This is a genomic window from Streptomyces sp. NPDC025793 (genome assembly GCF_055558375.1).
Map to the genome: position 1 here is coordinate 35,708 of NZ_JBVHMR010000018.1, position 21,250 is coordinate 56,957.

Here is a 21,250-nt window from a genome sequence, read left to right on the forward strand (position 1 = left end):
CAGGACTCGCTCGACCAAGGGGAAACACCATGGCATCGCCCGCAGTGGTGGAGATCTCACGATGGCAGTTCGCCATCACCGCCGTCTTCCACATGAGCTTTCCCGCACTGACCGTCGGGCTCTCCGTCTTCCTGGCCGTGATGTACACGGTCCACCTCAGGACGGGGAATCCGCTGTACCTCCAGATATTCCGTTTCTGGAAGAAGATATTCGCGGTCGGATTCGGCCTCGGCGTGGTCGCGGGAACCGTCATGACCTTCGAGTTCGGCCTCAACTGGGGAAGCTACGCCCACGCGGTCGGTCCGATCCTCGGTGTCACGATCGGCATGGAGGTCATCACGGCCTTCTTCCTGGAGGCCGGATTCATCGGCGTCATGCTGTACGGCGACGGCCGGGTACGCCCACGGACCATGGCGCTGGCCTGCTGGATGCTCGTCGTCGGCACCCTGCTGTCCACGACCTGGATCCTGTCCGCCAACAGCTGGATGCAGGACCCGGCCGGTTTCACCGAGGTCGACGGCCAGTTCCGGGCGAGCAACTGGTGGCACGTGCTGTTCAACCCGGCGTTCGCCTACCGGTACCCGCACATCCTGCTGGCGGTGCTGATCAGCGCCGGCTGGTTCATCGGCGGGATCGCCGCCTGGTACCTCGTCAAACAGCGAGCACTGCCCTTCGCACGCCGCACCCTGTCCATCGCCCTGGGAGTACTGGCGATCCTGATGCCCGCACAGCTGTACGTGGGCGACGCCACCGCCGCATTCATGGGTGTCCACCAGCCCGCGAAACTCCAGGCCTTCGAAGGCAACTGGAAGACCGACAACAACGGCTACAACCTGCTCGTGGTGCCCGACACGGACAAGGGCGAGAACAAGTTCCATGTCGAGATCCCGCACCTGGGCGCCGTCATCGGCAAGGACCTTTCCGGAAAGGCACACGTCCCCGGACTGCTGCAGACACCCAGGAACGAGCGCCCCGACATGTGGTCCGCCTTCTACGGCTTCCGGGCGATGTACTTCACCGCCCTGGCGATGTTCGGCATGGCCTTCGCCGGACTGGTGCTGCGGCTGCGCGGCAGGCTGTACACCGCCCGGCGGTTCCATCGGCTGATGGTCTGGATGGCGCCGGCCGGTGTCGTGGCCGTCAGCGGTGGCTGGATCACCGCCGAGACCGGTCGGCAGCCCTGGGTCGTCTACGGCCTGATCCGCACCAGCGACGCCGTCTCGCACCTCTCCCTCGGCGCGGCGATCGCCGGCCTCACCGGCTTCGTCACCGTCTACGCTCTGCTGCTCGGGCTGTGGATCCGCTACATCGTCCGCACGGTGCGCACCGGCCCCGAGCACCTGGTGACCGATGCCGGCGCCGCTGTCCACTCCACGGAGACCAGCCATGCTTGAGTACGCGTCATACGCCTTGGTCCTGCTCGCGCTCGGCGCCTACGTCCTGCTCGACGGCTACGACCTGGGCATCGGCATCCTGAGCCTGTTCGACCGCAGCGACCGGCGGCGCAAGGAGTACAACGAGCTGATCGCGACCGCCTGGGACGCCAACGAGAGCTGGATCATCCTGGCGGGTGTGATGCTGTGGGCGGGCCTGCCCGGCGTCTACGCCACCGTGCTGCCCGGGGTCTACCTGCCGCTCATCCTCATGCTGCTCGCCATCGTGCTGCGCGGCACGGCCATCGAGTTGCAGAGCGCCGCCCCCGGCTACCGGCGCGGCTGGGGCCTCGTCTTCGGAATCTCTTCTCTGGTGGCGACCGTGTGCCAGGGGCTCGTGGCCGGGGCCGTCCTGTCCGGACTGCCCCACCACGGCGGGGAGTTCGCCGGAGGGACCTGGCACTGGCTGACGCCCTACAGCGTGCTGTGCGCCCTGGGGCTGGTGGCCGTGTACCTGCTGGCGGGTGCCGCATGGCTGCAGGACAAGACCACGGGAACCGCCCACGAGTGGGCGGGCCGGCTGGGGCGACCGCTGCTCCTGGCGGTCACGGTGGCCGGCCTGGTCCTGGGATTCGGGCTCCGGCTCGCCGACCCGCAGCCCCTGCGCCTCGACCAGCCGCTCCGCGCGACGTTGTTCGGCCTCGCGGTGGCGGTGGCCGTGGTCTGCGCGGCGATCGCCTGGTACGGCTTCGGCCGCCGGCCCGACTGGCGTCCGTTCGCCGCCGTGGCCGGTACGGAGGCCGCGGGCCTGCTCGCGCTCGTCGCCGTCACCGCACCCGTCGTCGTCCCGCCCGACCTGACGGTGCACGCGGCCGCCGGCCCGCACGGGTCGCAGCTGTTCCTGCTCATCGGTGTGGGTGGATGCATGCCGGTCGTCCTGACCTACAACATCTACGCGTGGTGGGTCATCCGAGGGAAGTTCGCGCGGCCACCGGCCTCCACCGCCGCAGCCGGCCGGCCGTCCGACACCGCGGCTGCCACGGGGCAGGCCGCGGCGGTGGTCCCGGCCGCGGGCGACGGTCCATGGGCGGTGGTTGTCGCCCGGCGCGTACTCCTGAGCCTTCTGGCCGTCGCGGTGGCCGCCGTCTCGCAGGACGTCTTCGGTGGCGTGCGGGTGTGGATCGGCCCGGTCGGTGTCGCCGTGTTCGCCGTGACCGCGCTGGCCGTGTGGATTTGGTCCGACCGCCGCTCGGCGGCCGTCGGCGAGTTCGACCTCCAGGCAGCCGACCAGTGACCGTGACCGACATCCCCGACCATCTCGGCCATCTCGTCCGAGACGACGAAAGTCAGCAGCGGGCGGCGGGACTGCTCACCCGATGGGCGGCGGTCGGCGAACCCGCGTTCCGGCGCGCCGGCACCCTGCGCGGACTGGCGGCCGCGGGTCATGTGCTGTGGGCGGCGGGGCTGGGCTGGACGGCGCAGGCCGCGCTGCGGGACCCGCACGGGGATGTGGCCCTGGCTCCCGTGCTCTGCGGTGCGGCCCTGGTCGCCGTCGGGCTGCTGCTGCGCGCGGTTCTGCTCGCGGCGGCCGACCGGGTGGCCGAGGACGGGGCGGCTGCCGTCCGGGACCACCTCCGAGCCCGCCTTCTCCTGGCCGCACTCCCGTCCACGGGCACGCCCGCCGAGGAGGTGTCCGACGCCGCTCTCGGTGAGGCGCTGGACAGCGAGGTGGGCCGGCTGAGCCCGTGGCTGACGACGTACGTCCCAGCGCGGCGGGCGATGCTGCTGGGCAGCGGCGTCATCCTGGCCGCCGTCCTGGCGGGCAGTTGGGCCGTCACGCTGATGCTGGTGTCGGCGACCCCGCTGCTGCCGTTCAACCTGAAGGTGATCGGCATGGGGACCCGTGCCGCCGTGCACGCCCAGCTCACCGCCACCCGGAGGCTGAGTACCCATCTGCTGGACCAGTTGCGCGGGCTGCCCACGCTCGTCGGCCTCGGAGCCGGTGCGGAAGCGGTACGCGCGACCGAGGCAGCCGACAGGGAACTGGCCAGGCGCACCAACGCCGTACTGCGGGTGGCCTTCCTCTCGACCGCCTGGATCGAGCTCCTCATCACGGTGGCCATGGCCGTCGTCGCCACGTACTGCGGGCTCGCCCTGCTGGGCTACCTCGACCTGCCGGTGGTCCCGTCCACCATGAGCCTGGGCACCGCGCTGTTCGTCCTGGTCCTGACCCCGGCGTACTTCGCGCCCGCCCGGGAACTGGCCCGCGGCTACCACGCCCGTGCCGAGGCCTCCGCGGCGGCCGAGCTGATCGCGGAGATCATCGACCGGACCGCCGTCACACCGGCCGCCGGCCCGCCGACCCGTGTGCACGCCCTGCGCCCGCCGGGCCCGGCCGGTGTGCTCCTGGAGCAGGTGACGGTCCGGTACCCGGGTCGCGACGACGCGGCCCTGACCGACGTCACCGTCACCGTGCGACCGGGTTCCATCGTGGCCGTCAGCGGACCCAGCGGCGCCGGAAAGACCACGCTGCTCTCCGTGGCGGCAGGTCTGCGTGACCCGGACCGCGGGCGGTGCCTGCACACCATCGGTTCCGCGACCCTGCCCGCCTCACCGGCCACGACGGCATGGGCCGGACAGCCCTCCTACCTCCTCCCGGGCTCATTGCGCGACAACCTGCTGCTGGCCCGCCGCGGCGCCGACGACGAGCAGCTGACCGCGGCGTTCACGGCACTGGGCTTCCAGGACCTGCTGGCCGCACTCCCCCAGGGACTGGCGACCCCGGTCGGCGAGCGCGGCTGGGGGCTGTCCTCCGGGCAGACGCAGCAACTGGTCATGGTCCGGGCGCTCCTCCACGACACACCGCTGCTGTGTCTGGACGAACCCACCGCCCATCTGGACCCGCACGGCGAGGCCCGGATCATCGGCGCCATCCGGACACTCGCGCGCACCCGCACCGTGCTGCTGACGACACACAGCCCGGCACTCCTCGACATCGCCGACGACATCGTGCGGTTGAGCCAGGGACGGGCGTCCCGGATCAGGGAGACGCGGTGACCGCGTTCAGGCTGCTGTGGACCGCGGCGGACCACCGGGCACGCCGCGACCTGCTGTTCGCGGCGGTGCTCGCCGGGACCGCCGAACTGTGTGCCGCCGGTCTGCTGGGGGTTTCCGGCTGGTTCCTGACCTCCTGCGCGGTGGTCACCGCGCAGGCGAACACCACCTGGTCGTGGATGTATCCCTCGGGGACGGTCCGCGCTCTCGCCCTGGGCCGCACCGGTCTGCGCTACTCGGAGCGCCTGGTCAGCCACGGCGCTCTGCTCGGTGCGACCGTCTCACTGCGTTCACGGCTGGTCCGCGCCGCGACCACCGTGCCGGCACGCGAACTGCGCACCCACCGCGACGGCGCCCTGATGGGCCGGCTCACCAGCGACGTCGGCGCGGTGGGCGGGATGGCCGGCCAGGTCGTCCCACCGCTGGCCGGGATCGGCCTGACCGCCGCCGTCGTCGTCACTCTGCTGATGGCGGCGAGCCGGCCGTCGGGTGCGGCCGAACTGCTGCTGCTCGCGCTCTGCGCAGCCACGGCGGTGACCGCGGAGCGGCGGACCCGTGGCCATCGGCGGACGGCCGCAGAAGCCTGGGCCACTGCCCGCACCGCGCTGCTCAGCGCGCGCTCAGCTCTTCCGGAGCTGCGCTGCCTGGACGCCGTCGACCTGGTCCGCGATCAGGTCGCGCACGCTGTCGCCCGGGCCCGGCAGGCCGAGACCGCGGCCGAGTCACTGATGCGCCGGTCCAAGCTGCTGCTGCGGCTGCTGGCCGTGGCCGGCCAGACGGCGGTCCTGGTCCTGGCGCTGTCCGGTCCTGTCCTCACGCGGTCGGCTGCCGACGCCATCGGCGAGGTGCTGCTGGTCGCGGCCGCGTACGAGCTGATGGAGGCGCTCCCGCACGTGCTCCGCGACCACGGTGTGGCCACCGACGCCGCCCAGCGGCTGACGGACCTGGCGCACCGCGTCCCGCCGGACGAACCGTCGACCATGTCCGCGTCGAAGTCGCCGCTCCCGGGCGCGACAGGAGCACCCCTGGTGGCCCGCCACCTGCCCGTGGGCGTCGGCGACGACCGCACCCGGTGGTCCGCGGTGATCGAACCCGGCAGCGTCGTGATGGTCACCGGACCCAACGGCAGCGGCAAAAGCACCCTGTTGGAGACTCTGGCGGGGCGCATCTCCCCCGCCGCGCCCCGGTCGGTGCTGCTCGACGGCGTCCCGGTCGAGTCCCTGCCCGCCCATGCGATCGCCGATTGCCTCACCCTCGTCGAGGCGGAGGACTGGATCGCCGACGCGACCATCGCCGAGAACCTCCGGCAGGCCGCCCCGGACGCGGACGACGACACCCTTCGGGCCGCGCTGGCGGCCGCGGCCTTGGAGCGGTTGCCTCTCGACACCCCGACGGGCCCCCTGGGCCATGCGCTCTCACAGGGTCAGCGACGCCGCCTGGTGATCGCAAGAGCGGTCCTGCGGACACCGGCGGTCCTCCTGCTCGACGAGCCGACGACCGGCCTCGACGCGCCCACGGCGGTGCGGATGCTGACGGGCGTGCGTCGCGCCCTGCCGGACAGCGCCCTGGTGATCGCCCTACCGGACCGGCACGACGACCTGATGCCCTTCGCCGCCACCCAGGTCCTGCGGCTGAAGCCCACTTCCCAGGCGGCAATCGTGGATCGGCCGGAGGTGCAGCCGGAGGTGCACTGAGAGACATCCCTTGGCGAAACGAACGACGAGGGAGAAAAGCGAAGCGGATTGGCAAGCCGACGCCGCGTGCCGCGGCATGGACAGTTCCGTCTTCTTCTCGCCCCACGGTGAACGGGGTCCTCTCTTCGCCAAGGGCTCACGCAAGGAGACCGACGAGGGTTGTCACGACGCAATGGACGAGGCACGAGGACGAGTGGCTGCTCACCGGAAAAGGACGGTACGTCGCCGATATCGACGTGCCGGGATGTCTCGATGCCGCATGCGTGAGAAGCAGGGTCGCCCATGGTCTGCCGCGGGCCGTGGACTGTACGGCGGCCCGTGACGTTCCCGGGGTCGTGGGCGCCTGGTCGGCCGCGGATCTGCCGGGCCTCCCTGCGGTTCCGCACACCCTGCCGGACAGGCTCGCCACGGAGGAAGCCGTCGCGGGCCGGGAGTGGCCGGCGCTCGTGAAGGACCGGGTGCGCTACCCAGGAGAGGCGCTGGCGGTCGTCCTCGGAGAAGACCCGTACCGGGCCGAGGACGGGGTCGCCGAGGTCACCGCGACCACCGGTCCACTGCCCGCGGTGGTGACCGCCTCCGCGGCGCCGGACAACTCGGTCCGGCCGTTCGACGGGCTGGGCAACATCGCGCTGCGGGGCGAGGCGGCAGAGCCCATCGCCCCGTCGGTCCGGCGGGACGCCGCAGCCGTCGTCGAGGCCACGTACCGCCAGAACCTGCCGATGCCGAGGCCCATGGAATGCCGCACCGGCTGCGCCGTGAACTGGCCGCGCTGCCCGGCTGGTCCACCGACGGGATCCGCCTCGTCGTCCCGGACACCGGAGGCGCCTTCGGACCGAAGAGCGCGGCGTTCTGGGAGTTCGTCGTCGATGCTCAACGAGGACGTCACAGCCGTACGGGCCTACGCCATCGGCGCGCACGGCGAGTTCCGGGTTCTGTTCGAGGCCTGGTCCCCGCAGCCGCGGCTGCGGGTGTTCGGGGCCGACGCCCACGGTCACTCCGAGGCCTGCCGCAGAACTCTCGCAGATGAGCATTCATGCGATGGCGGCTGTGAAAATTGCTGTCCGATCGTCGGAACGCAGTGATAGAGATTCAGGGTGACAGTGACACTCGAGTTCCCCGTTCTGCTGCGGCTGATCGACGAACGGTCGACTGCCTTCCGCGCCGCGGTCGCCTCCGCGCCCAGCCTCGACGTACAGGTGCCGACCTGCCCCGAGTGGACGCTGTTCGATCTGGCGCAGCACATCGGCGAGGGGCGCCGCGACTGGGCCGCCACCGTCGCCGCGGGGCCTGCTCCGGCCAAGTCCGCAGCGGAGGGCGCCCCGGCTGCGCCTCGGGAGCGCGAGGCCCTGCTGGCCTGGTTGGCGCAGTCCACGGAGCAACTGCTGGACGCGTTGCGGAAGGCCGGCCCGGATCGCGGTTGCTGGACGTGGTGGGGGACGTCGCAGTCGCCGCAGACCTCCGGTGCCGTAGCCCGGCACCAGCTCCAGCAGATGGCGGTGCACACGTACGACGCCCAGATCACCGTAGGTGCCCCGCAGCCGCTGCCGGACGAGGTGGCGCTCGACGGTGTCGACGAGTTCCTGTCCACCTGCGTCGCAACGACAAGTGCCTGGCCGCACAAGCCCGCTGCCCTCGACTTCCACGCCTCCGAGGGCCGCTCCTGGCGCCTCTCGCTCTCCGCCGACGGCGCACGGACCGCCCGCCTCCCCGGGCCCGGCACCATGCCGGCCACCGGTGCCGGCCAGGACCCGGACGCGGCCGCCGCCTTCTTCTCCGCTCGGGGCACGGCCAGCGAGCTGGTCCTCATCCTGTACGACCGTATCCCGATCAACTCCCTGAAGCTCGACGGCGACCGACGTCTCTTCGAGCAGCTCAGCGCCTGGGACCCGGATGAATAGGACGTGAGATGCGCCACCTCGTACGCCCCGGGGCATGCCTCCCGCCAACGGCTGCAACCACGCCATGGTGGCCTCGGGGCCGCGAGGGGAGCAGACCGTCACGGCTGCGAAGCGGCTGACCAAGGCGGCGGTTCACAAGCTGATCGGTGCGCCTGTTCGGCACCTGACGCGGCCCCCTCCCGAGGCGACGAAGCGTTCCTCGGTGGCCATGAGAGTCCCGCGGGGCTGCGACGGCACTGGGTTCTCCGGGTCGTCCTGCACGACGAAGAGGGCTCCCCAGGGCTCCGTTTCAATCGCGTGGCAGCTCTTCGGAACGGTCGGCGGGGCCTGCCGTGCTCCCTTGGGCCGGGGGTCTTCGAGTCCCGGAACGGTGGGGACGGCAGGCAAGGCGGTCAGGTCCGGGGTGAGCGTCGTGCCGCACTTGGAGCAGTGGAAGACCGTCGTGGGTCCGTTGTATGAAGCGGCCGCCGGCGACGCGCTGTTCACCGTGGACACGGGCATGTGCTGTGTGGGGGCGGCCCGTTGTCCGACTCCGAACGGCCGTCGCCGCATCCTCGGTTCGTGCGTGCACGGGTCGATGGCCAACGCGCTGCCCCGGGCCGTCGGCGCCCAGTTCCTCGACCGCGGCCGGCAAGTCGTCTCCCTCTGCGGCGACGGCGGGTTCTCCATGCTGATGGGCGACTCCCTGACCCGCGTCCAGTACGGCCTGCCGGTGGAGAAGCCCGGCGAGGTGTGCGTCGCCCTGCGGGAGGCCTTCTCCCACGAGGGGCCCGCGCTGGTCGACGTCGTGACCGATCCCGCCGCGCTCGCCGTTCCCCCGAAGATCGCCACCGAGCAGATCAGCGGCTTCGCGCCGTCGGCGAGCCGGACGCATCAGGTGCCCTCGTGGGGCGAGCGGTGCCGGTCTCAGGACCGTGACCGGGTCCAGGCCGGGTCGGCGGCCGAGAGACGGTGGGTGGTCACGGAGACGAGGGCGAGGAGCAGCAGGGCCAGGCCGAGGGTGAGCACGAGGTGGCCGTGCAGCACCAGTTGGGCTCCGGCGAAGGCGCCGAGGAGCATCGCCAGCACGGACAGGATCCGGCGGCCGGGCCGTGGCGCCGCACCGCCGGCGGGGGTGGAGTCCGCGGCCAGTCCCGTCAGGGTCAGGGTCAGTACGGTCGTGGTGAGGTCCGGGACGCCGAGGCGCCGGGCGACCGCGTTCTGCAGCCCCATGCCGAGCCCGAGGAACACGATCAGGGTGTACTGGACCGCAGTGGTGACCCGTCCATCGGTGACCGCGGCGGCGGCCACGGTGACGGCGACCAGGACCGTCTGCACGGCGGTGGCCGTTTTCAGCAGGTTTCCGCGGTGCGTCGCGAACCGGGTGCCGAGCCTGCCTCCGGCGAGCGCGCCGACGAGGAACGCCGCCAGCGCGACGACGGAGGCGAGCGCGGAGAGGTTCGCGGCGCCGACCAGCGCGAACCCGAGAAACACCACGTTGCCGGTCATGTTGGCGACGAAGACGTGCCCGAGCGCCAGATAGCTCACCGCGTCGACCAGACCGGTGACCACCGTGAGCGTCAGCATCAGGGGAGGCAGCGGGCCGTGGCGGTCCTCTCCGGTCGGTACAAGTGTGCGTACCGCGTCATTCAGCAGCCTGCGCATACCGCTTCCTTTCCGTTTCGGTGGGCGGACGGTGCAGCACGACGCGGGTGAGCAGTCCGCTCACCGGGCCGGCCACGATCGCGGGGAGGACGACCCACAGCGGCCAGAGGGAGACGCCCAGCGCCTGGTCGAGCGACCACCGGCCGGGCCCGGTGAGGGCCAGCGCCGCGGAGACGACGACGAGGACCAGCGGGTACTCGTAGCCGTCGTTCTGCACCCACAGACCCTTGGGCCGTTTGACGGTGCCCGCGACCGTCATCACGCCCATGGCCGCCATCGCGGCCAGAGGCGTGAGCAGTCCGGCGGTCAGGAACAGACCGGCACCGATCTGACTGGCACCCGCGACGACCGCGGTCAGCCGACCGCCGCGGAACCCGTCGTGGCGGAACTCCTCGGTCCCGCCCGCCAAGCCGTGACCTCCCAGCCGGAAGCTCACCTTCTGAACTCCGTGGCCGGCGATGAGGAGTCCCGTCACCAGCCGGAGGACCAGCAGTCCAGCGTTCATCTTCTCCTGCCTGTTCCTGACACTCTGTCCCTGACTTCTCTGTGAAGGCGCGGGGATCAGCCGGCGGCGTGGGCCCCGATGACGGCCTGCGCGTAGACCACGCCGAGACCGTAGGTCCCGCCGTGCTCCTTCACCACGTCCATGACCGACATGTAGGTCTCGCCGCGGGCCCAGTCGCGCTGGAGCTCCAGCAGCACCTGCACCCAGGTCACCGGGACCGCGCCGCCCTGGACCATGCGCTGGACGGCGTGTTCGTGGGCCTGCGGGCTGACGCCGCCGGACGCGTCGGTGACCACGTAGACCTCGTAGCCCTGCGCGAGGGCGGAGAGCACGGGCAGGACGACACAGACCTCGGTCCACAGGCCGGCGATGACCAGCTTCTTACGGCCGGTGGCCTTGACCGCCTCGACGAAGTCGACGTCCTCCCAGGCGTTCATCGTGGTGCGGTCGATGATCTTCTGGTCGGGGAAGACCTCGGACAGCTGCGGCAGGATCGGGCCGGAGAAGGACTCGGCGGCCACGGTGCTCAGCACGACCGGCACGTCGAACGCCCTGGCGGCCTTCGCCAGGCCGACGGTCGAGTTGATGATCGCGGTGCGGTCACCGCTACCGGTGCCGAAGAACATCTGCGGCTGGTGGTCGATGAACAGCACCGCGCAGTTGTCGGGGGTGAGCAGGTCAGGGCTGGGGGCCGCGGTGACCTCGGAGACGTTGACCATGACAGTGGCCTTTCCATGTGTGTGGTGATCGCGGACGGGCGTCCGCTGTCCAGCGCAACCGCGCGGTGGACGGCGCGAGTTGGGGCGGCGTCCCGGGAGGGGCGGTTCGTGACCGGGCCCCTCCCGGGAGGTCAGGGGGAGAACTGCGGATCAGAGGGAGAAGCAGGGGTCGAAGAACGTGCTCGCGGGCCCGGGGGTGAGGCCGTGGCGGGCACGCCACCGGCGGTGCTGCTCCGACTCGGCGACGGCCTGGCCGAGCAGCTCGGCCTGGCGGGCGCCCGACAGGCCCGTACCGGGTGCGGCCTGGTAGCCGCCGAAGTGCGCCACCGGGCTCCACTCGGGGCTGACCGGCGGCAGTTGTTCGTCCAGGCCCGCGTACTCGGCGGTGGCGTAGACGATCCGGCCGCCGACGACCGTCAGCAGGGACTCGATGTGCGCGATGTCCGGCTCGGGCACGGTGAAGTAGTCCTCGGACAGGACGGCCAGGTCACCGAGGAAGCCCGGACGCAGGACGCCCTTGACGCTCGTCTCCCCGGTCAGCGCGGCACCCGCCTCGGTGAACATGGCCAGCGCGGTGCGCCGGTCGACCCGGTTGTGCGGCGGGCGGACGACCAATTCGCCAACCGTGCGGCCGGTGACGAGCCAGTGCAGGGCGACCCACGGGTTGTAGGTGGAGACCCGGGTCGCGTCGGTGCCGGCGCCGACGGTCAGTCCGCGCTCCAGCATGGCCCGGATCGGCGGGGCGTCCGCGGCGGCACCGGGACCGTATCGGCGTACGAACGCCTCGCCCTGGAAGGACAGCCGGTTCTGTACGGACATGGCGCCGCCGAGGGCTGCGATTCGGTCGAGGCTGTCCGCGGAGACCGTCTCCGCATGGTCGAACAGCCACCGGTTGCCGGCCGGGAAGAGCCCTTCCGCGGCGAGCTTCTCGAAGACCGCCAGATCCCGGCGGATGGTCTCGTCATAGGTGGCGTGCAGCCGGAAACCCCAGCCGTTTTCCATGAGCAGGCGTACGGCCTTCTCGAACTCCGCCTCGTAGTCGCCCAGTTCCGGCCGTGGTTCGGCGAAGTTCTCGAAGTCCGCCGCCGCCCAGGTCAGATTCTCGCCCGCACCGTTGAGGCGCAGCCATTCGTCGCCGTCCTCGGGGCGGGCCATCTCGATCCAGCGGGTGAGATCGTCGATTTCCTGACCGGCGGTCTGCGGGAAGAGGTGATAGGCGATGCGCAGCGACAGTTGACCGGCCTTCGCCAGTTCGGTGACCGTGCTGTAGTTGTCGGGGAAGTTCTGGAACCCTCCGGCCGCGTCGATCGCCGACGTGAGGCCGAACCTGTTGAGTTCGCGCAGGAAGTGACGGGTGGAGGTCTTCCTGTCCTCGCCCTCCAGGACCGGGGCCTTGGCCAGCGTCGAGTAGAGGATGAGGGCGCTGGGGGCGGCGAGCAGCATGCCCGTCGGCTCACCGTCCCGGCCGCGTACGATCTGTCCGCCCTTGGGGTCGGGGGTGTCCCGGGTGAAACCGGCGGCCTTGAGCGCCGCCCGGTTGAGCACCGCCGCCTGATACAGGTGCAGGACGAACACCGGGGTGTCCGGCGCGGCGGCGTTCAGCTCGGCGACGGTCGGCAGCCGCCGTTCGGCGAACTGCTCGGCCGACCATCCGCCCACCACCCGTACCCACTGGCCCTTGGGGGTGCGGGCGGCCTGCTCGCGCAGCATCGCCAGGCCCTGACGCAGGGTGGGGACGCCGTCCCAGCGCAGCTCCAGTACGTAGTTGAGACCGCCCCGGATGACATGCAGATGCGCGTCGTTGAGGCCGGGGACCATCCGGCGGCCGAGGGCGTCGACCACCTTCGTGTCCGGGCCGACATGCGGTGCGACGTCGTTGTCGCCGCCGACGACCGTGATGACACCGTCGCGGATGGCGATCGCCTCGGCCTGCGGGCGGACCGGGTCCGCGGTGTGGATCTTCGCGTTGCGGACGACCAGGTCCGCGGCGTTGTCGGTGGCGCGGGGAACCAGCCCACCGACGGGCATCGTGGACACCTTTCGACAACCTCCTGCGGGATGAACGACGTCGAATACGTCTGCATCGACTTCCATGTGCGGCGCCGGTCGCGGGTCCGCATGACGCGTCACGGGGCGGGCTACCGTGCACTGCACAGGCCCGTACCCGGCACCTCGACTGCTGCGGCCGCCAGGCTATTTCGCGCCAAAGCCTCCCTTTGTCCCGGCAGTGCACTGGATGCGTTCCGACAGTGCACTGCGTGTCCGTGCGCTCCGAGGACAACTCCGGTGCGCTCGTGGGACATTCGCCGTCACATGAGCGGCCTAGCGTGGCGATCGACGACTCGTCAGATCCCGCGTCTGATGCGAAAGTCGCCTCACCGCGCCCGCGAGCCCGGCGCGCCACATGAAACTGGGGAGATACACATGTCCGACGCCGTGGATCCGGTGCAGCCGGTCCTGGAGCCGGCCGCGGCCGCGTTCGCCGAGGCCACCGCCAACCCGCCCTACCTCTTCGACCTGCCCCCGGCGGAGGGCCGCAAGGCGGTCGACGAGGTGCAGTCCGGTGAGATCGCCAAGCCGCAGATCGACGAGGAGTGGATCACCGTCTCCGGCGGTCCGACGGGCAGTGTCCGGGCCCGCGTCGTCAAGCCCGTCGGCGCCGAGGGGATCCTGCCGGTGGTCCTCTACATCCACGGCGCCGGCTGGGTGTTCGGCAACGCCCACACGCACGACCGCCTGGTGCGCGAACTCGCCGTGGGCGCGAACGCCGCCGTCGTGTTCCCCGAGTACGACCTGTCCCCCGAGGCCCGCTACCCGGTCGCCATCGAGCAGAACTACACGGTCGCGAAGTGGGTCGTCGAGCAGGGCGCTGCCAAGGGCCTGGACGGCTCCCGGCTGGCCGTGGCCGGCGACTCCGTCGGCGGCAACATGACCGCGGCGCTGACCCTGATGGCCAAGGAGCGCGGCGACGTCCCGCTGGTGCAGCAGGTGCTGTTCTACCCGGTCACCGACGCGAACTTCGACACCGGCTCCTACCACCAGTTCGCCACCGGCTACTTCCTGCGCCGCGACGGCATGCAGTGGTTCTGGGACCAGTACACGACCGACGGGGCCGAGCGCGCCCAGATCACCGCCTCCCCGCTGCGCGCCACCACCGAGCAGCTCACCGGCCTGCCTCCGGCCCTGGTGATCACCGGTGAGGCCGACGTGCTCCGCGACGAGGGCGAGGCCTACGCCAACAAGCTGCGCGCGGCCGGCGTCCCGGTCACCGCCGTCCGCTTCCAGGGCATCATCCACGACTTCGTGATGCTCAACGCGCTGCGCGAGACCCACGCCGCCGAGGCCGCCATCGCACTGGCCACCGGCACCCTGCGCGGCGCGCTGCACGCCGGCTGACAGCGCGCTCCGCGCTCACATCGAGGGGTGCGACGCGGGGCCGCGCGGACGGACTCCCTTCACGGCGTCCGTCCGCGCGGCCCTTTCGTCATGGCTCGGCGCGGGACCCCGCCGCCGGCCCCGGTCACCGGCGCGGCACCGTGACCACCGCGACCAGGCTCGCCAGAACCACACCGGCGACAAGCGCGGGTGCCGGGGACCAGGCGGCCGCCAGGACACCGACCGCGGCGAGGGGAAACAGGATGCGTTCGGCCACGCTCCGTTGGTGTGGCCGCAGGTGCACCATCCAGACCGTGATCAGGAAAACGGCCGCCGGAGCGGTGACCGCGGCGCCGGCGGCAGTCGGTGAGGTCCCGGTGTGACGCGTGACCTGATCCGCGTACGCGGCCAGGCCGGCGCCCTCGGCGGTCGCCGAGGCGAAGATCAGGTAGTGACCGTACGCCCAGGGGAATCTCCTGCGGTCGACCTGGTGCGTCGTGGCGAGCAGCGTGTGCGCGGGCCGGGCGAAGTACAGCCACCACATGGCGTAGGCCATGAGCAGGCCACCGGCCGCCAGCACATACAGCGAACCGGTGCCGTGATCCCGGTCGAAGACGCTGCGGACGGCGACGGTGGCGGCCGCTACGGACTCGCCGAGGACGATGAGGGTGAACAGTTCATAGCGCTCGGCGATGTGACGCGGATGCCAGGGCGTCATCCCGGCGGACTGCGCCCACACGGGAACGGCCACCTCGACCGCGATCATCACCACGATGCCGCCCAGCCGCGCCGACGCCGGGACGAAGAGCAGCCCCACCCACCCGAGTTGACATCCCGTCACCCCTGCGGCGAAGCGTAGCGCGGTGCTCCGCCGAGCGGGATCGGACAGCGCGGCACGCAACCACAGCGCGGCGAGCGCCGTCCGCAGCACGACGTACCCGAGCGTGATGACGTACAGATCCCCGTCCTCGAACGCGCGGCGCACGCCTGCGGCGAGGACGAGCGATCCGGTGATCTGCACCAGCACCGTCAGCCGGTACGGGACATCGTCCGGGTCGTAGGCGGAGGCGAACCAGGTGAAGTTCATCCACGCCCACCAGATGGTGAAGAACACCAGCGAGAAGCGCAGGGCACCCCCGGCGTAGTCCCCTTCCGTCAGCGCCCCGCGCAGGCTCGTGGACGTCTGCGCCACGGCGACCACGAAGCACAGGTCGAAGAGCAGCTCCAGCGAGGTGGCGGACCGGTGCGGCTCGCCGGGGTCGCGGCCCGCCATGCTGCGCCGCCTGCCGCCCGGGTCCGCGCGCAGGGCCGGGACGCGGCTCAGTGGAGGGCTCCCAGGGCCGCCTCGATCGTCCGGTGCGAGGTGGGACAGGCGTAGATCATGCGCTGAAGCCGGTCGACGGGTACCTCCGCACGGACGGTCACGTTCAGCCCATGACACACCTCCCCGCCCGCCGACCCCGCACCGACCACCGCGTCCGCCTGCTCGTCCGTACTCATGCCTCTCCTCGTTCCGCCGGCACTGCGGCCATGGACCGCCCCGACGACGCTAGAGCTGCCGGAGAACCGCCCGAGTCCGCCGGCGCACGGAGGCTTGTCCGAGAGCGAACGCCCGGCACGCGCACCGGACTCAGTGCGCAGGCAGGCAGCACCGTATGCACTGCGGGTCAAGCCACGCCTCGACCAGGCGCCTAGCGTCACCGGAGTACGAACACCACGGCACCGCAGGAGGCGGACCATGACCACCAATCTCCCATCCCCCCGCAGCAGCCAGCCCTGGCTGCACCAGAAGGGCGAGGTGATCCAGGAGTTCGGAACCGTCAAGCAGTTCCCGGTCGCCCTGTCCTACGAGGCGCGGATGTACTCCTGCCAGCGCCTGAACAAGGTCCTCGCGGACACGCAGATCCTCTACGGCCTCTACAAGAAGCACCACTGGCTGATGCGCGGCGCCACCTTCTACCAACTGCACCTGGTCCTGGACAAGCACGCGGGTGAACAGCTGGAGATCATCGACACCATCGCCGAACGCGTCCAGTCGCTGGGTGGCGTGGCGGTGGGAGATCCGCGGCACGTCGCCGAGATCACGTCGATCCCGCGGCCCCCGGACGGGGTGGAGGAGGTGCCGGCCATGCTGTCCCGGCTGCTGGAGGCCCACGAGACCATCCTCATCGACGCGCACGACGCCACCGCCCGGACCGCCGAGTGCGGTGACGACGGCACCATCGACCTGCTGGTCTCGCAGGTGATCCGGACCGGCGAACGGCAGTCCTGGTTCCTGGCCGAACATCTGGTCGACACACCGCTGGTGCGTGCCTGACCGTCGGCCTACGCCCACCGTCCCCGCCGATGTGAGCCCTGCCGTCCGCATACGATGCAGCGAAGATCGAAGCCGGCGCTGCTGGACCGGGAGCGGATGATGGATCTGCGGCAGATGGAGGTCGTCGTCGCGGTGGCCGACACGGGCGGTTTCACGGCGGCGGCACGGCGGCTGCACGTGGTCCAGTCCGCCGTGTCCAGCACGGTCCGCGCCCTCGAACGCGAGTTCGGCACCCCGTTGTTCGACCGCACCACACACCGCGTCGCCCTCACCCCGGCCGGCGAGGCGTTCGTCCCCGCCGCACGCGCGACGCTCCGGGCCGCCGAGCTGGCGCGGGAGGCCGTCGATGCCGTACAGGGGCAGCTGCGCGGGCGGGTGACGGTCGGCACGATGCAGGGGGTGTGGGCGGGACTCCACCATGCCCTGGCCGCGCTGCGTGCGGAGCATCCGGGTGTGGTCGTGCACCTGCGGCAGGCGGCCGTCGCCGACATCCGGCAGGCACTTCGCGACGGCACGGTGGACCTGGCCGTGGTCGCGCTGGACCGCCAGCAGCAGCGCGGGCTCGCGACCCGGCTGCTGTCCCGCGAGGACATGGTGCTGCTGGCGGCGCCCCGGCGGGTGCTCGCCGGGGCGACACCGCACGGCGAGGTCCGGCTCGCCGACATCGCCCGGTTGCCCCTGGTGGACTTCACACCCGGCTGGGCCATCCGCTACGCGGTCGACCGGGCCTTCCGGGCCGCGGGCGTCGATCGCAGCACGACGTTCGAGGTGAACGACATCGGCGCGGCGGCCGAACTGGTCCGGGGTGACCTGGGCGTCTGCATCATGCCCAAGTCGATCGCGGACCGCTTCCCCGATCTGCCCCAGTACCGGTTCGACCGGCACGCACCGCACTGGAAGATCATGGTGGTACGGCCCCCCGGCGAGGCACCACCGGCGGTCGCCGCGCTGCTGCGCCACATCACCTGACGGCAGCGGGACGGCTCGGGGCTCCGCACCCCCTCCCCGATGACCAGGGCACCCCGAGAAGAACGCTGTGGGACCACTTCCCGTGCACGCACGTTCATCCCGGCCACGCGGTGAACTCCTACCGTTCGAGCACCACTCAATCATCCGATAATTGGAGGAATCTTGCAGTTCGGGATCTTCAGCGTCGGCGACGTCACACCGGACCCCACCACGGGACGGACCCCGACCGAGCACGAGCGCATCAAGGCCATGGCCGCCATCGCCCAGAAGGCCGAGGAGGTCGGCCTGGACGTCTTCGCCACCGGCGAGCACCACAACCCGCCGTTCGTGCCGTCCTCACCGACCACGATGCTCGGCTACATCGCGGCGAAGACGGACAAGCTGGTCCTCTCCACCGCCACCACCCTCATCACCACCAACGACCCGGTGAAGATCGCCGAGGACTACGCGATGCTCCAGCACCTGGCCGACGGGCGCGTCGACCTGATGATGGGCCGCGGCAACACCGGCCCGGTCTACCCCTGGTTCGGGCAGGACATCCGCCAGGGCATCAACCTCGCCATCGAGAACTACGCCCTGCTGCACCGCCTGTGGCGCGAGGACGTCGTCGACTGGGAGGGCACGTTCCGCACCCCACTGCAGGGCTTCACCTCCACTCCCCGCCCGCTGGACGGCGTACCGCCGTTCGTCTGGCACGGCTCGATCCGCTCCCCGGAGATCGCCGAGCAGGCGGCCTTCTACGGCGACGGCTTCTTCCACAACAACATCTTCTGGCCCGCCGACCACACCAAGCGCATGGTCGAGCTGTACCGGACCCGGTACGCCCACCACGGGCACGGCAGGCCCGAGCAGGCGATCGTCGGGCTCGGCGGCCAGGTGTTCATGCGGAGGAACTCCCAGGACGCGGTGCGCGAGTTCCGCCCGTACTTCGACAACGCGCCGGTCTACGGCCACGGACCCTCCCTGGAGGACTTCACCGACCAGACCCCGCTGACCGTCGGCTCCCCGCAGCAGGTCATCGAGAAGACGCTCACCTTCCGCGAGTACGCCGGCGACTACCAGCGCCAGCTGTTCCTCATGGACCACGCGGGGCTGCCACTGAAGACCGTCCTGGAGCAGCTCGACCTACTGGGCGAGGAGGTCGTACCAGTACTGCGCAAGGAGTTCGCCGTCGGACGCCCGGCGGACGCTCCGGAAGCGCCGACCCACCGGTCCCTGCTCGCAGCGACTGCGGCAGCCACTCCGGAAGCCGCTTCGGACGCCGCTTCGGAAGGGATGACCGCCGCATGAAGCTCGTCGCCGTATCCGCAGGTCTGAGCACCCCCTCCGCCACCCGCCTGCTGGCGGACCGTCTCACCGACACGGTCCGCGACGAGCTCGCCGATCAAGGCCACAAGGCGGACGTCGATGTCATCGAGTTGCGTCCGCTGGCTGTCGCCATCGCCAACAACCTCGTCACCGGATTCCCCCCGCCGCAGCTGGCCGGCGCGATCGAAGCGATGACGGACGCCGACGGCCTGGTCACCGTGACACCGGTGTTCAGCGCCTCGTACAGCGGGCTGTTCAAGTCCTTCTTCGACCTGATCGATCCGGGCGCGCTCACGGGCAAGCCGGTCCTGATCGGAGCGACGGGTGGCACTCCCCGCCACTCTCTCGTCCTGGAACACGCGCTGCGCCCGCTCTTCACCTACCTGCGGACCGTGGTCCTCCCGACCGGCGTGTACGCGGCGTCGGAGGACTGGGGTTCAGGCAGCGACGCACACACCGAAGGCCTGCCCGCGCGCATACGCCGGGCGGGCCGGGAAATGGCCTCGATCCTGGTTGCCAGAGCAGCCGATCCCCTGCCCGAGGACGACCTCACCGGGTCCAAGAAGCGGCTCTCCGATCTGCGCTTCGACTGAGCGCGCCACGGCATCCCTGCCGGTCAACGGCGCATGAGGGCCAACGTCCTCCAGGGCTTCGAGGGCTTCGACATCCGGCCCATCAGGACTGGTGGCCGCGGCTGCGCACCTGCGTCCAGTGGCGGCGGTGATCGTCAACTGCGAGGCGGCCTGTCATGGTGCCGATGAGAAGGTGCTCTCGGCCCAGTCGGCGAACGACGTCCAGGGCAGATCGGGATGGGCGGCGTGCAGCGCCGGCACGTCGACGCGGTAGCCGTGGCCACGCAGGAACGCCCACATCGCCCGCATGTCGTCGTTGCCGATCTCGTCGAGCTGCACTTCGTCGTGGCGAACGGTCCGACCGAGCGCCGTGCTCAACGTGGCGGCCATGTCACCGGGCGTGGGGGCGTCACCGGCGAGCTCGATGCGCTGTCCGGTGAACGCCGGAGCCGACCCCGCCGTCGTCACCCAGTGGATCAACGAGGCCCAGCGGGACAAGGACGCGGCGCAGAAGAAGCTCGACGCGCAGCCCGCCGTCACAGTGCATCCAGACCGCCGATGTCGTGGCCCAGCAGGGGCGCCGAGACGACCTCACGGCGAAAACGCGTCCAGTGTTCGGCATCGGCCGCCAGCTCCGACCGGAGCGTCTTCACGGCGACCGGGCGGAACAGCAGCAGATCGTACGCCAGCCATACTTCCGCCACCCCCCCGGCGACCCAGAACGTGTTCCAAACGGTGGCGTCCGCCCAGACGACGTGAACGATCCACCGTGCTCCCCCTCGCTGCCGACTTCCGCCGAGGCACCGTAGGAGTGGTTCTTGTGGATCTCTGTGATCCACTGCCGACCCCGTGGCCTGTCCCGGCGGTGGTCGGGGGCACCTACCCTCCCCGCCATGAAAGGCGCATGGAAGCCTCCTGCATCTGATCCACCACGTCGGGCGGCGGAAGCGTGTCCGGCAGCAGTGACCACTTTCGGGTACGCCGGCACGGAGCCTGCCAGTTCCCGGGGGGGTTCACACCAGAGCGGCGCCTTCGCGAGACAGGCCCAACTGGCCGGATAATCCGCTAGATTGGCCATCCGTTGGGACGAGAGGCCACTTGGGGGCGGGCGCTATGAGTCGGTGGCATGGGCTGCCCCGGGTTCTGCGTACTCCCACCGCGCGGATCTGCATCTCCGTACTCATAGGTGCTGTGGCCGGGCTGGTTGTCTTCGGGGTCACCAGGCTGTCCGGACGAAATCTGTTCGTGGTCACCGGCGCTTTCGCCGGCGCGGTCAGTGTGCTGGCCTTTCAGGTGTACGGGCGTGCCGCCAGGCTCACCGAGGTACGTGTCACGGTGCCGCAGCTCAGTGAGTTGACCTTCGTGGTCAACAATGAGGCCAGGCAGGTCGCTTGGCGCCTGTTCGTCGAGACCGTCACCCGGGTGTCGACCCAGCCGCTGGCCGATGACGAGGGGCTGCTCCGGGAAGCCCTCACCTCGTTGTATGGCCTGTTCGGCACGGCCCGGGAGGCATTGAAGTCCGCACGTCCCTCGGTGCAGGTCACGGGCGAGCAAACGGTGGAGTATCTCGCCATCACCATGCTCAACCGTGAGCTGAGGCCGTTCCTGTCCACCTGGCACCCCCGGCTGAAGTCATTCGAGGAGGACCATCCCAACCGGCCCGAATCGGAGTGGTCGGGGGGCGCGGCCTGCCGGGCGGAGCTACGCGTCGTGCAGGCCAACCTGCGGGGCTACGCGCTCGGTTTCGCACGACTGGCGGGTGTCAAGAATGCCACGGTGTTGGTGGACGGTGCGACGCAGGGAGAGTGACCCGTGCGGGTGA

The 21,250-nt window shown here is 70.9% G+C and carries 19 protein-coding genes and 2 pseudogenes; 13 read left to right on the forward strand and 8 right to left on the reverse strand.

Translation table 11 applies throughout. The annotated features are described in order from the left end of the window. The first annotated feature begins 29 nt into the window (after positions 1-29). From ACZ4MF_RS29740 to ACZ4MF_RS29770, 7 genes and pseudogenes are all read left to right on the forward strand, one after another. On the forward strand, positions 30-1,394 hold the full coding sequence (locus ACZ4MF_RS29740; RefSeq protein WP_467494931.1) for a cytochrome ubiquinol oxidase subunit I: 1,365 nt from the start codon (positions 30-32) through the stop codon (positions 1,392-1,394). Then, positions 1,387-2,667, forward strand: coding sequence for a cytochrome d ubiquinol oxidase subunit II (locus ACZ4MF_RS29745; protein ID WP_467494932.1), 1,281 nt, complete (start codon positions 1,387-1,389; stop codon positions 2,665-2,667). The genes ACZ4MF_RS29740 and ACZ4MF_RS29745 overlap by 8 nt, the downstream gene beginning before the upstream one ends. Next, on the forward strand, positions 2,664-4,430 hold the full coding sequence (locus tag ACZ4MF_RS29750; RefSeq protein WP_467494933.1) for an ABC transporter ATP-binding protein/permease: 1,767 nt from the start codon (positions 2,664-2,666) through the stop codon (positions 4,428-4,430). Before ACZ4MF_RS29745 ends, ACZ4MF_RS29750 begins: the two co-directional genes overlap by 4 nt. Beyond that, the gene (locus ACZ4MF_RS29755) at positions 4,427-6,121 is read left to right on the forward strand and encodes an ATP-binding cassette domain-containing protein (protein ID WP_467494934.1); all 1,695 of its coding nucleotides are present in this window, start codon (positions 4,427-4,429) and stop codon (positions 6,119-6,121) included. The genes ACZ4MF_RS29750 and ACZ4MF_RS29755 overlap by 4 nt, the downstream gene beginning before the upstream one ends. Positions 6,122-6,384: 263 nt before the next feature. Continuing rightward, positions 6,385-7,203, forward strand: coding sequence for a hypothetical protein (locus ACZ4MF_RS29760; RefSeq protein ID WP_467494935.1), 819 nt, complete (start codon positions 6,385-6,387; stop codon positions 7,201-7,203). A 12-nt stretch (positions 7,204-7,215) separates the two neighbouring features. Next, positions 7,216-8,019: a maleylpyruvate isomerase N-terminal domain-containing protein gene (locus tag ACZ4MF_RS29765; RefSeq protein ID WP_467494936.1), complete on the forward strand. Its 804-nt coding sequence runs from the start codon at positions 7,216-7,218 to the stop codon at positions 8,017-8,019. Positions 8,020-8,458: 439 nt separating this feature from the next. After that, a pseudogene (locus ACZ4MF_RS29770) lies at positions 8,459-8,887 on the forward strand (thiamine pyrophosphate-dependent enzyme); the annotation flags it as partial. A gap of 38 nt (positions 8,888-8,925) precedes the next feature. Here ACZ4MF_RS29770 and ACZ4MF_RS29775 read toward each other — a convergent pair. From ACZ4MF_RS29775 to ACZ4MF_RS29790, 4 genes are all read right to left on the reverse strand, one after another. Next, positions 8,926-9,663, reverse strand: a complete 738-nt coding sequence (locus tag ACZ4MF_RS29775) for a YoaK family protein (protein ID WP_467494937.1) — start codon at positions 9,661-9,663, stop codon at positions 8,926-8,928. Further along, a complete protein-coding gene (locus tag ACZ4MF_RS29780; RefSeq protein WP_467494938.1) occupies positions 9,644-10,168 on the reverse strand; it encodes a DoxX family protein in 525 nt (174 codons plus the stop codon). Before ACZ4MF_RS29780 ends, ACZ4MF_RS29775 begins: the two co-directional genes overlap by 20 nt. A gap of 56 nt (positions 10,169-10,224) precedes the next feature. After that, positions 10,225-10,887 (reverse strand): hydrolase, encoded by a 663-nt coding sequence (locus ACZ4MF_RS29785; protein ID WP_362819857.1) that lies wholly within the window; start codon positions 10,885-10,887, stop codon positions 10,225-10,227. 150 nt (positions 10,888-11,037) lie between these two features. Next, positions 11,038-12,915: an amidohydrolase gene (locus ACZ4MF_RS29790; protein ID WP_467494939.1), complete on the reverse strand. Its 1,878-nt coding sequence runs from the start codon at positions 12,913-12,915 to the stop codon at positions 11,038-11,040. 396 nt (positions 12,916-13,311) lie between these two features. Between ACZ4MF_RS29790 and ACZ4MF_RS29795 the strand changes: the two genes are divergently transcribed. Beyond that, positions 13,312-14,283 carry an alpha/beta hydrolase gene (locus ACZ4MF_RS29795; RefSeq protein WP_467494940.1) on the forward strand — a complete coding sequence of 324 codons (972 nt, stop codon included), beginning with the start codon at positions 13,312-13,314 and terminating at the stop codon, positions 14,281-14,283. A gap of 124 nt (positions 14,284-14,407) precedes the next feature. Here ACZ4MF_RS29795 and ACZ4MF_RS29800 read toward each other — a convergent pair whose 3' ends face one another. Further along, complete coding sequence (locus tag ACZ4MF_RS29800) at positions 14,408-15,535, reverse strand: low temperature requirement protein A (RefSeq protein ID WP_467494941.1); 1,128 nt, start codon at positions 15,533-15,535, stop codon at positions 14,408-14,410. Positions 15,536-15,582: 47 nt separating this feature from the next. Beyond that, on the reverse strand, positions 15,583-15,762 hold the full coding sequence (locus tag ACZ4MF_RS29805) for a hypothetical protein (protein ID WP_467494942.1): 180 nt from the start codon (positions 15,760-15,762) through the stop codon (positions 15,583-15,585). 238 nt (positions 15,763-16,000) lie between these two features. Between ACZ4MF_RS29805 and ACZ4MF_RS29810 the strand changes: the two genes are divergently transcribed. From ACZ4MF_RS29810 to ACZ4MF_RS29825, 4 genes are all read left to right on the forward strand, one after another. Further along, a complete protein-coding gene (locus ACZ4MF_RS29810; RefSeq protein WP_467494943.1) occupies positions 16,001-16,579 on the forward strand; it encodes a Dps family protein in 579 nt (192 codons plus the stop codon). A gap of 54 nt (positions 16,580-16,633) precedes the next feature. After that, the gene (locus ACZ4MF_RS29815) at positions 16,634-17,548 is read left to right on the forward strand and encodes a LysR family transcriptional regulator (protein WP_467494944.1); all 915 of its coding nucleotides are present in this window, start codon (positions 16,634-16,636) and stop codon (positions 17,546-17,548) included. Between the two features lie 162 nt (positions 17,549-17,710). After that, positions 17,711-18,838: an LLM class flavin-dependent oxidoreductase gene (locus ACZ4MF_RS29820; protein WP_467494945.1), complete on the forward strand. Its 1,128-nt coding sequence runs from the start codon at positions 17,711-17,713 to the stop codon at positions 18,836-18,838. Next, on the forward strand, positions 18,835-19,449 hold the full coding sequence (locus tag ACZ4MF_RS29825) for an FMN reductase (RefSeq protein ID WP_467494946.1): 615 nt from the start codon (positions 18,835-18,837) through the stop codon (positions 19,447-19,449). The genes ACZ4MF_RS29820 and ACZ4MF_RS29825 overlap by 4 nt, the downstream gene beginning before the upstream one ends. A 153-nt stretch (positions 19,450-19,602) precedes the next feature. Here the strand turns inward: ACZ4MF_RS29825 and ACZ4MF_RS29830 are convergent. After that, positions 19,603-19,740, reverse strand: a pseudogene (locus ACZ4MF_RS29830) (NmrA/HSCARG family protein); the annotation flags it as partial. Between the two features lie 224 nt (positions 19,741-19,964). Next, positions 19,965-20,132 (reverse strand): hypothetical protein, encoded by a 168-nt coding sequence (locus ACZ4MF_RS29835; RefSeq protein ID WP_467494947.1) that lies wholly within the window; start codon positions 20,130-20,132, stop codon positions 19,965-19,967. 487 nt (positions 20,133-20,619) lie between these two features. Between ACZ4MF_RS29835 and ACZ4MF_RS29840 the strand changes: the two genes are divergently transcribed. After that, positions 20,620-21,237 (forward strand): hypothetical protein, encoded by a 618-nt coding sequence (locus ACZ4MF_RS29840; RefSeq protein ID WP_467494948.1) that lies wholly within the window; start codon positions 20,620-20,622, stop codon positions 21,235-21,237. Positions 21,238-21,250: the final 13 nt, after the last annotated feature.

Coding starts and splice junctions, on each gene's coding strand:
- ACZ4MF_RS29810 (WP_467494943.1), top strand. CDS start 16,001: ATGACCACCAATCTCCCATCCCCCCGCAGCAGCCAGCCCTGGCTGCAC.
- ACZ4MF_RS29815 (WP_467494944.1), top strand. CDS start 16,634: ATGCAGCGAAGATCGAAGCCGGCGCTGCTGGACCGGGAGCGGATGATG.
- ACZ4MF_RS29805 (WP_467494942.1), bottom strand. CDS start 15,762: ATGAGTACGGACGAGCAGGCGGACGCGGTGGTCGGTGCGGGGTCGGCG.
- ACZ4MF_RS29800 (WP_467494941.1), bottom strand. CDS start 15,535: ATGGCGGGCCGCGACCCCGGCGAGCCGCACCGGTCCGCCACCTCGCTG.
- ACZ4MF_RS29775 (WP_467494937.1), bottom strand. CDS start 9,663: ATGCGCAGGCTGCTGAATGACGCGGTACGCACACTTGTACCGACCGGA.
- ACZ4MF_RS29790 (WP_467494939.1), bottom strand. CDS start 12,915: ATGCCCGTCGGTGGGCTGGTTCCCCGCGCCACCGACAACGCCGCGGAC.
- ACZ4MF_RS29785 (WP_362819857.1), bottom strand. CDS start 10,887: ATGGTCAACGTCTCCGAGGTCACCGCGGCCCCCAGCCCTGACCTGCTC.
- ACZ4MF_RS29825 (WP_467494946.1), top strand. CDS start 18,835: ATGAAGCTCGTCGCCGTATCCGCAGGTCTGAGCACCCCCTCCGCCACC.
- ACZ4MF_RS29745 (WP_467494932.1), top strand. CDS start 1,387: ATGCTTGAGTACGCGTCATACGCCTTGGTCCTGCTCGCGCTCGGCGCC.
- ACZ4MF_RS29780 (WP_467494938.1), bottom strand. CDS start 10,168: ATGAACGCTGGACTGCTGGTCCTCCGGCTGGTGACGGGACTCCTCATC.
- ACZ4MF_RS29795 (WP_467494940.1), top strand. CDS start 13,312: ATGTCCGACGCCGTGGATCCGGTGCAGCCGGTCCTGGAGCCGGCCGCG.
- ACZ4MF_RS29740 (WP_467494931.1), top strand. CDS start 30: ATGGCATCGCCCGCAGTGGTGGAGATCTCACGATGGCAGTTCGCCATC.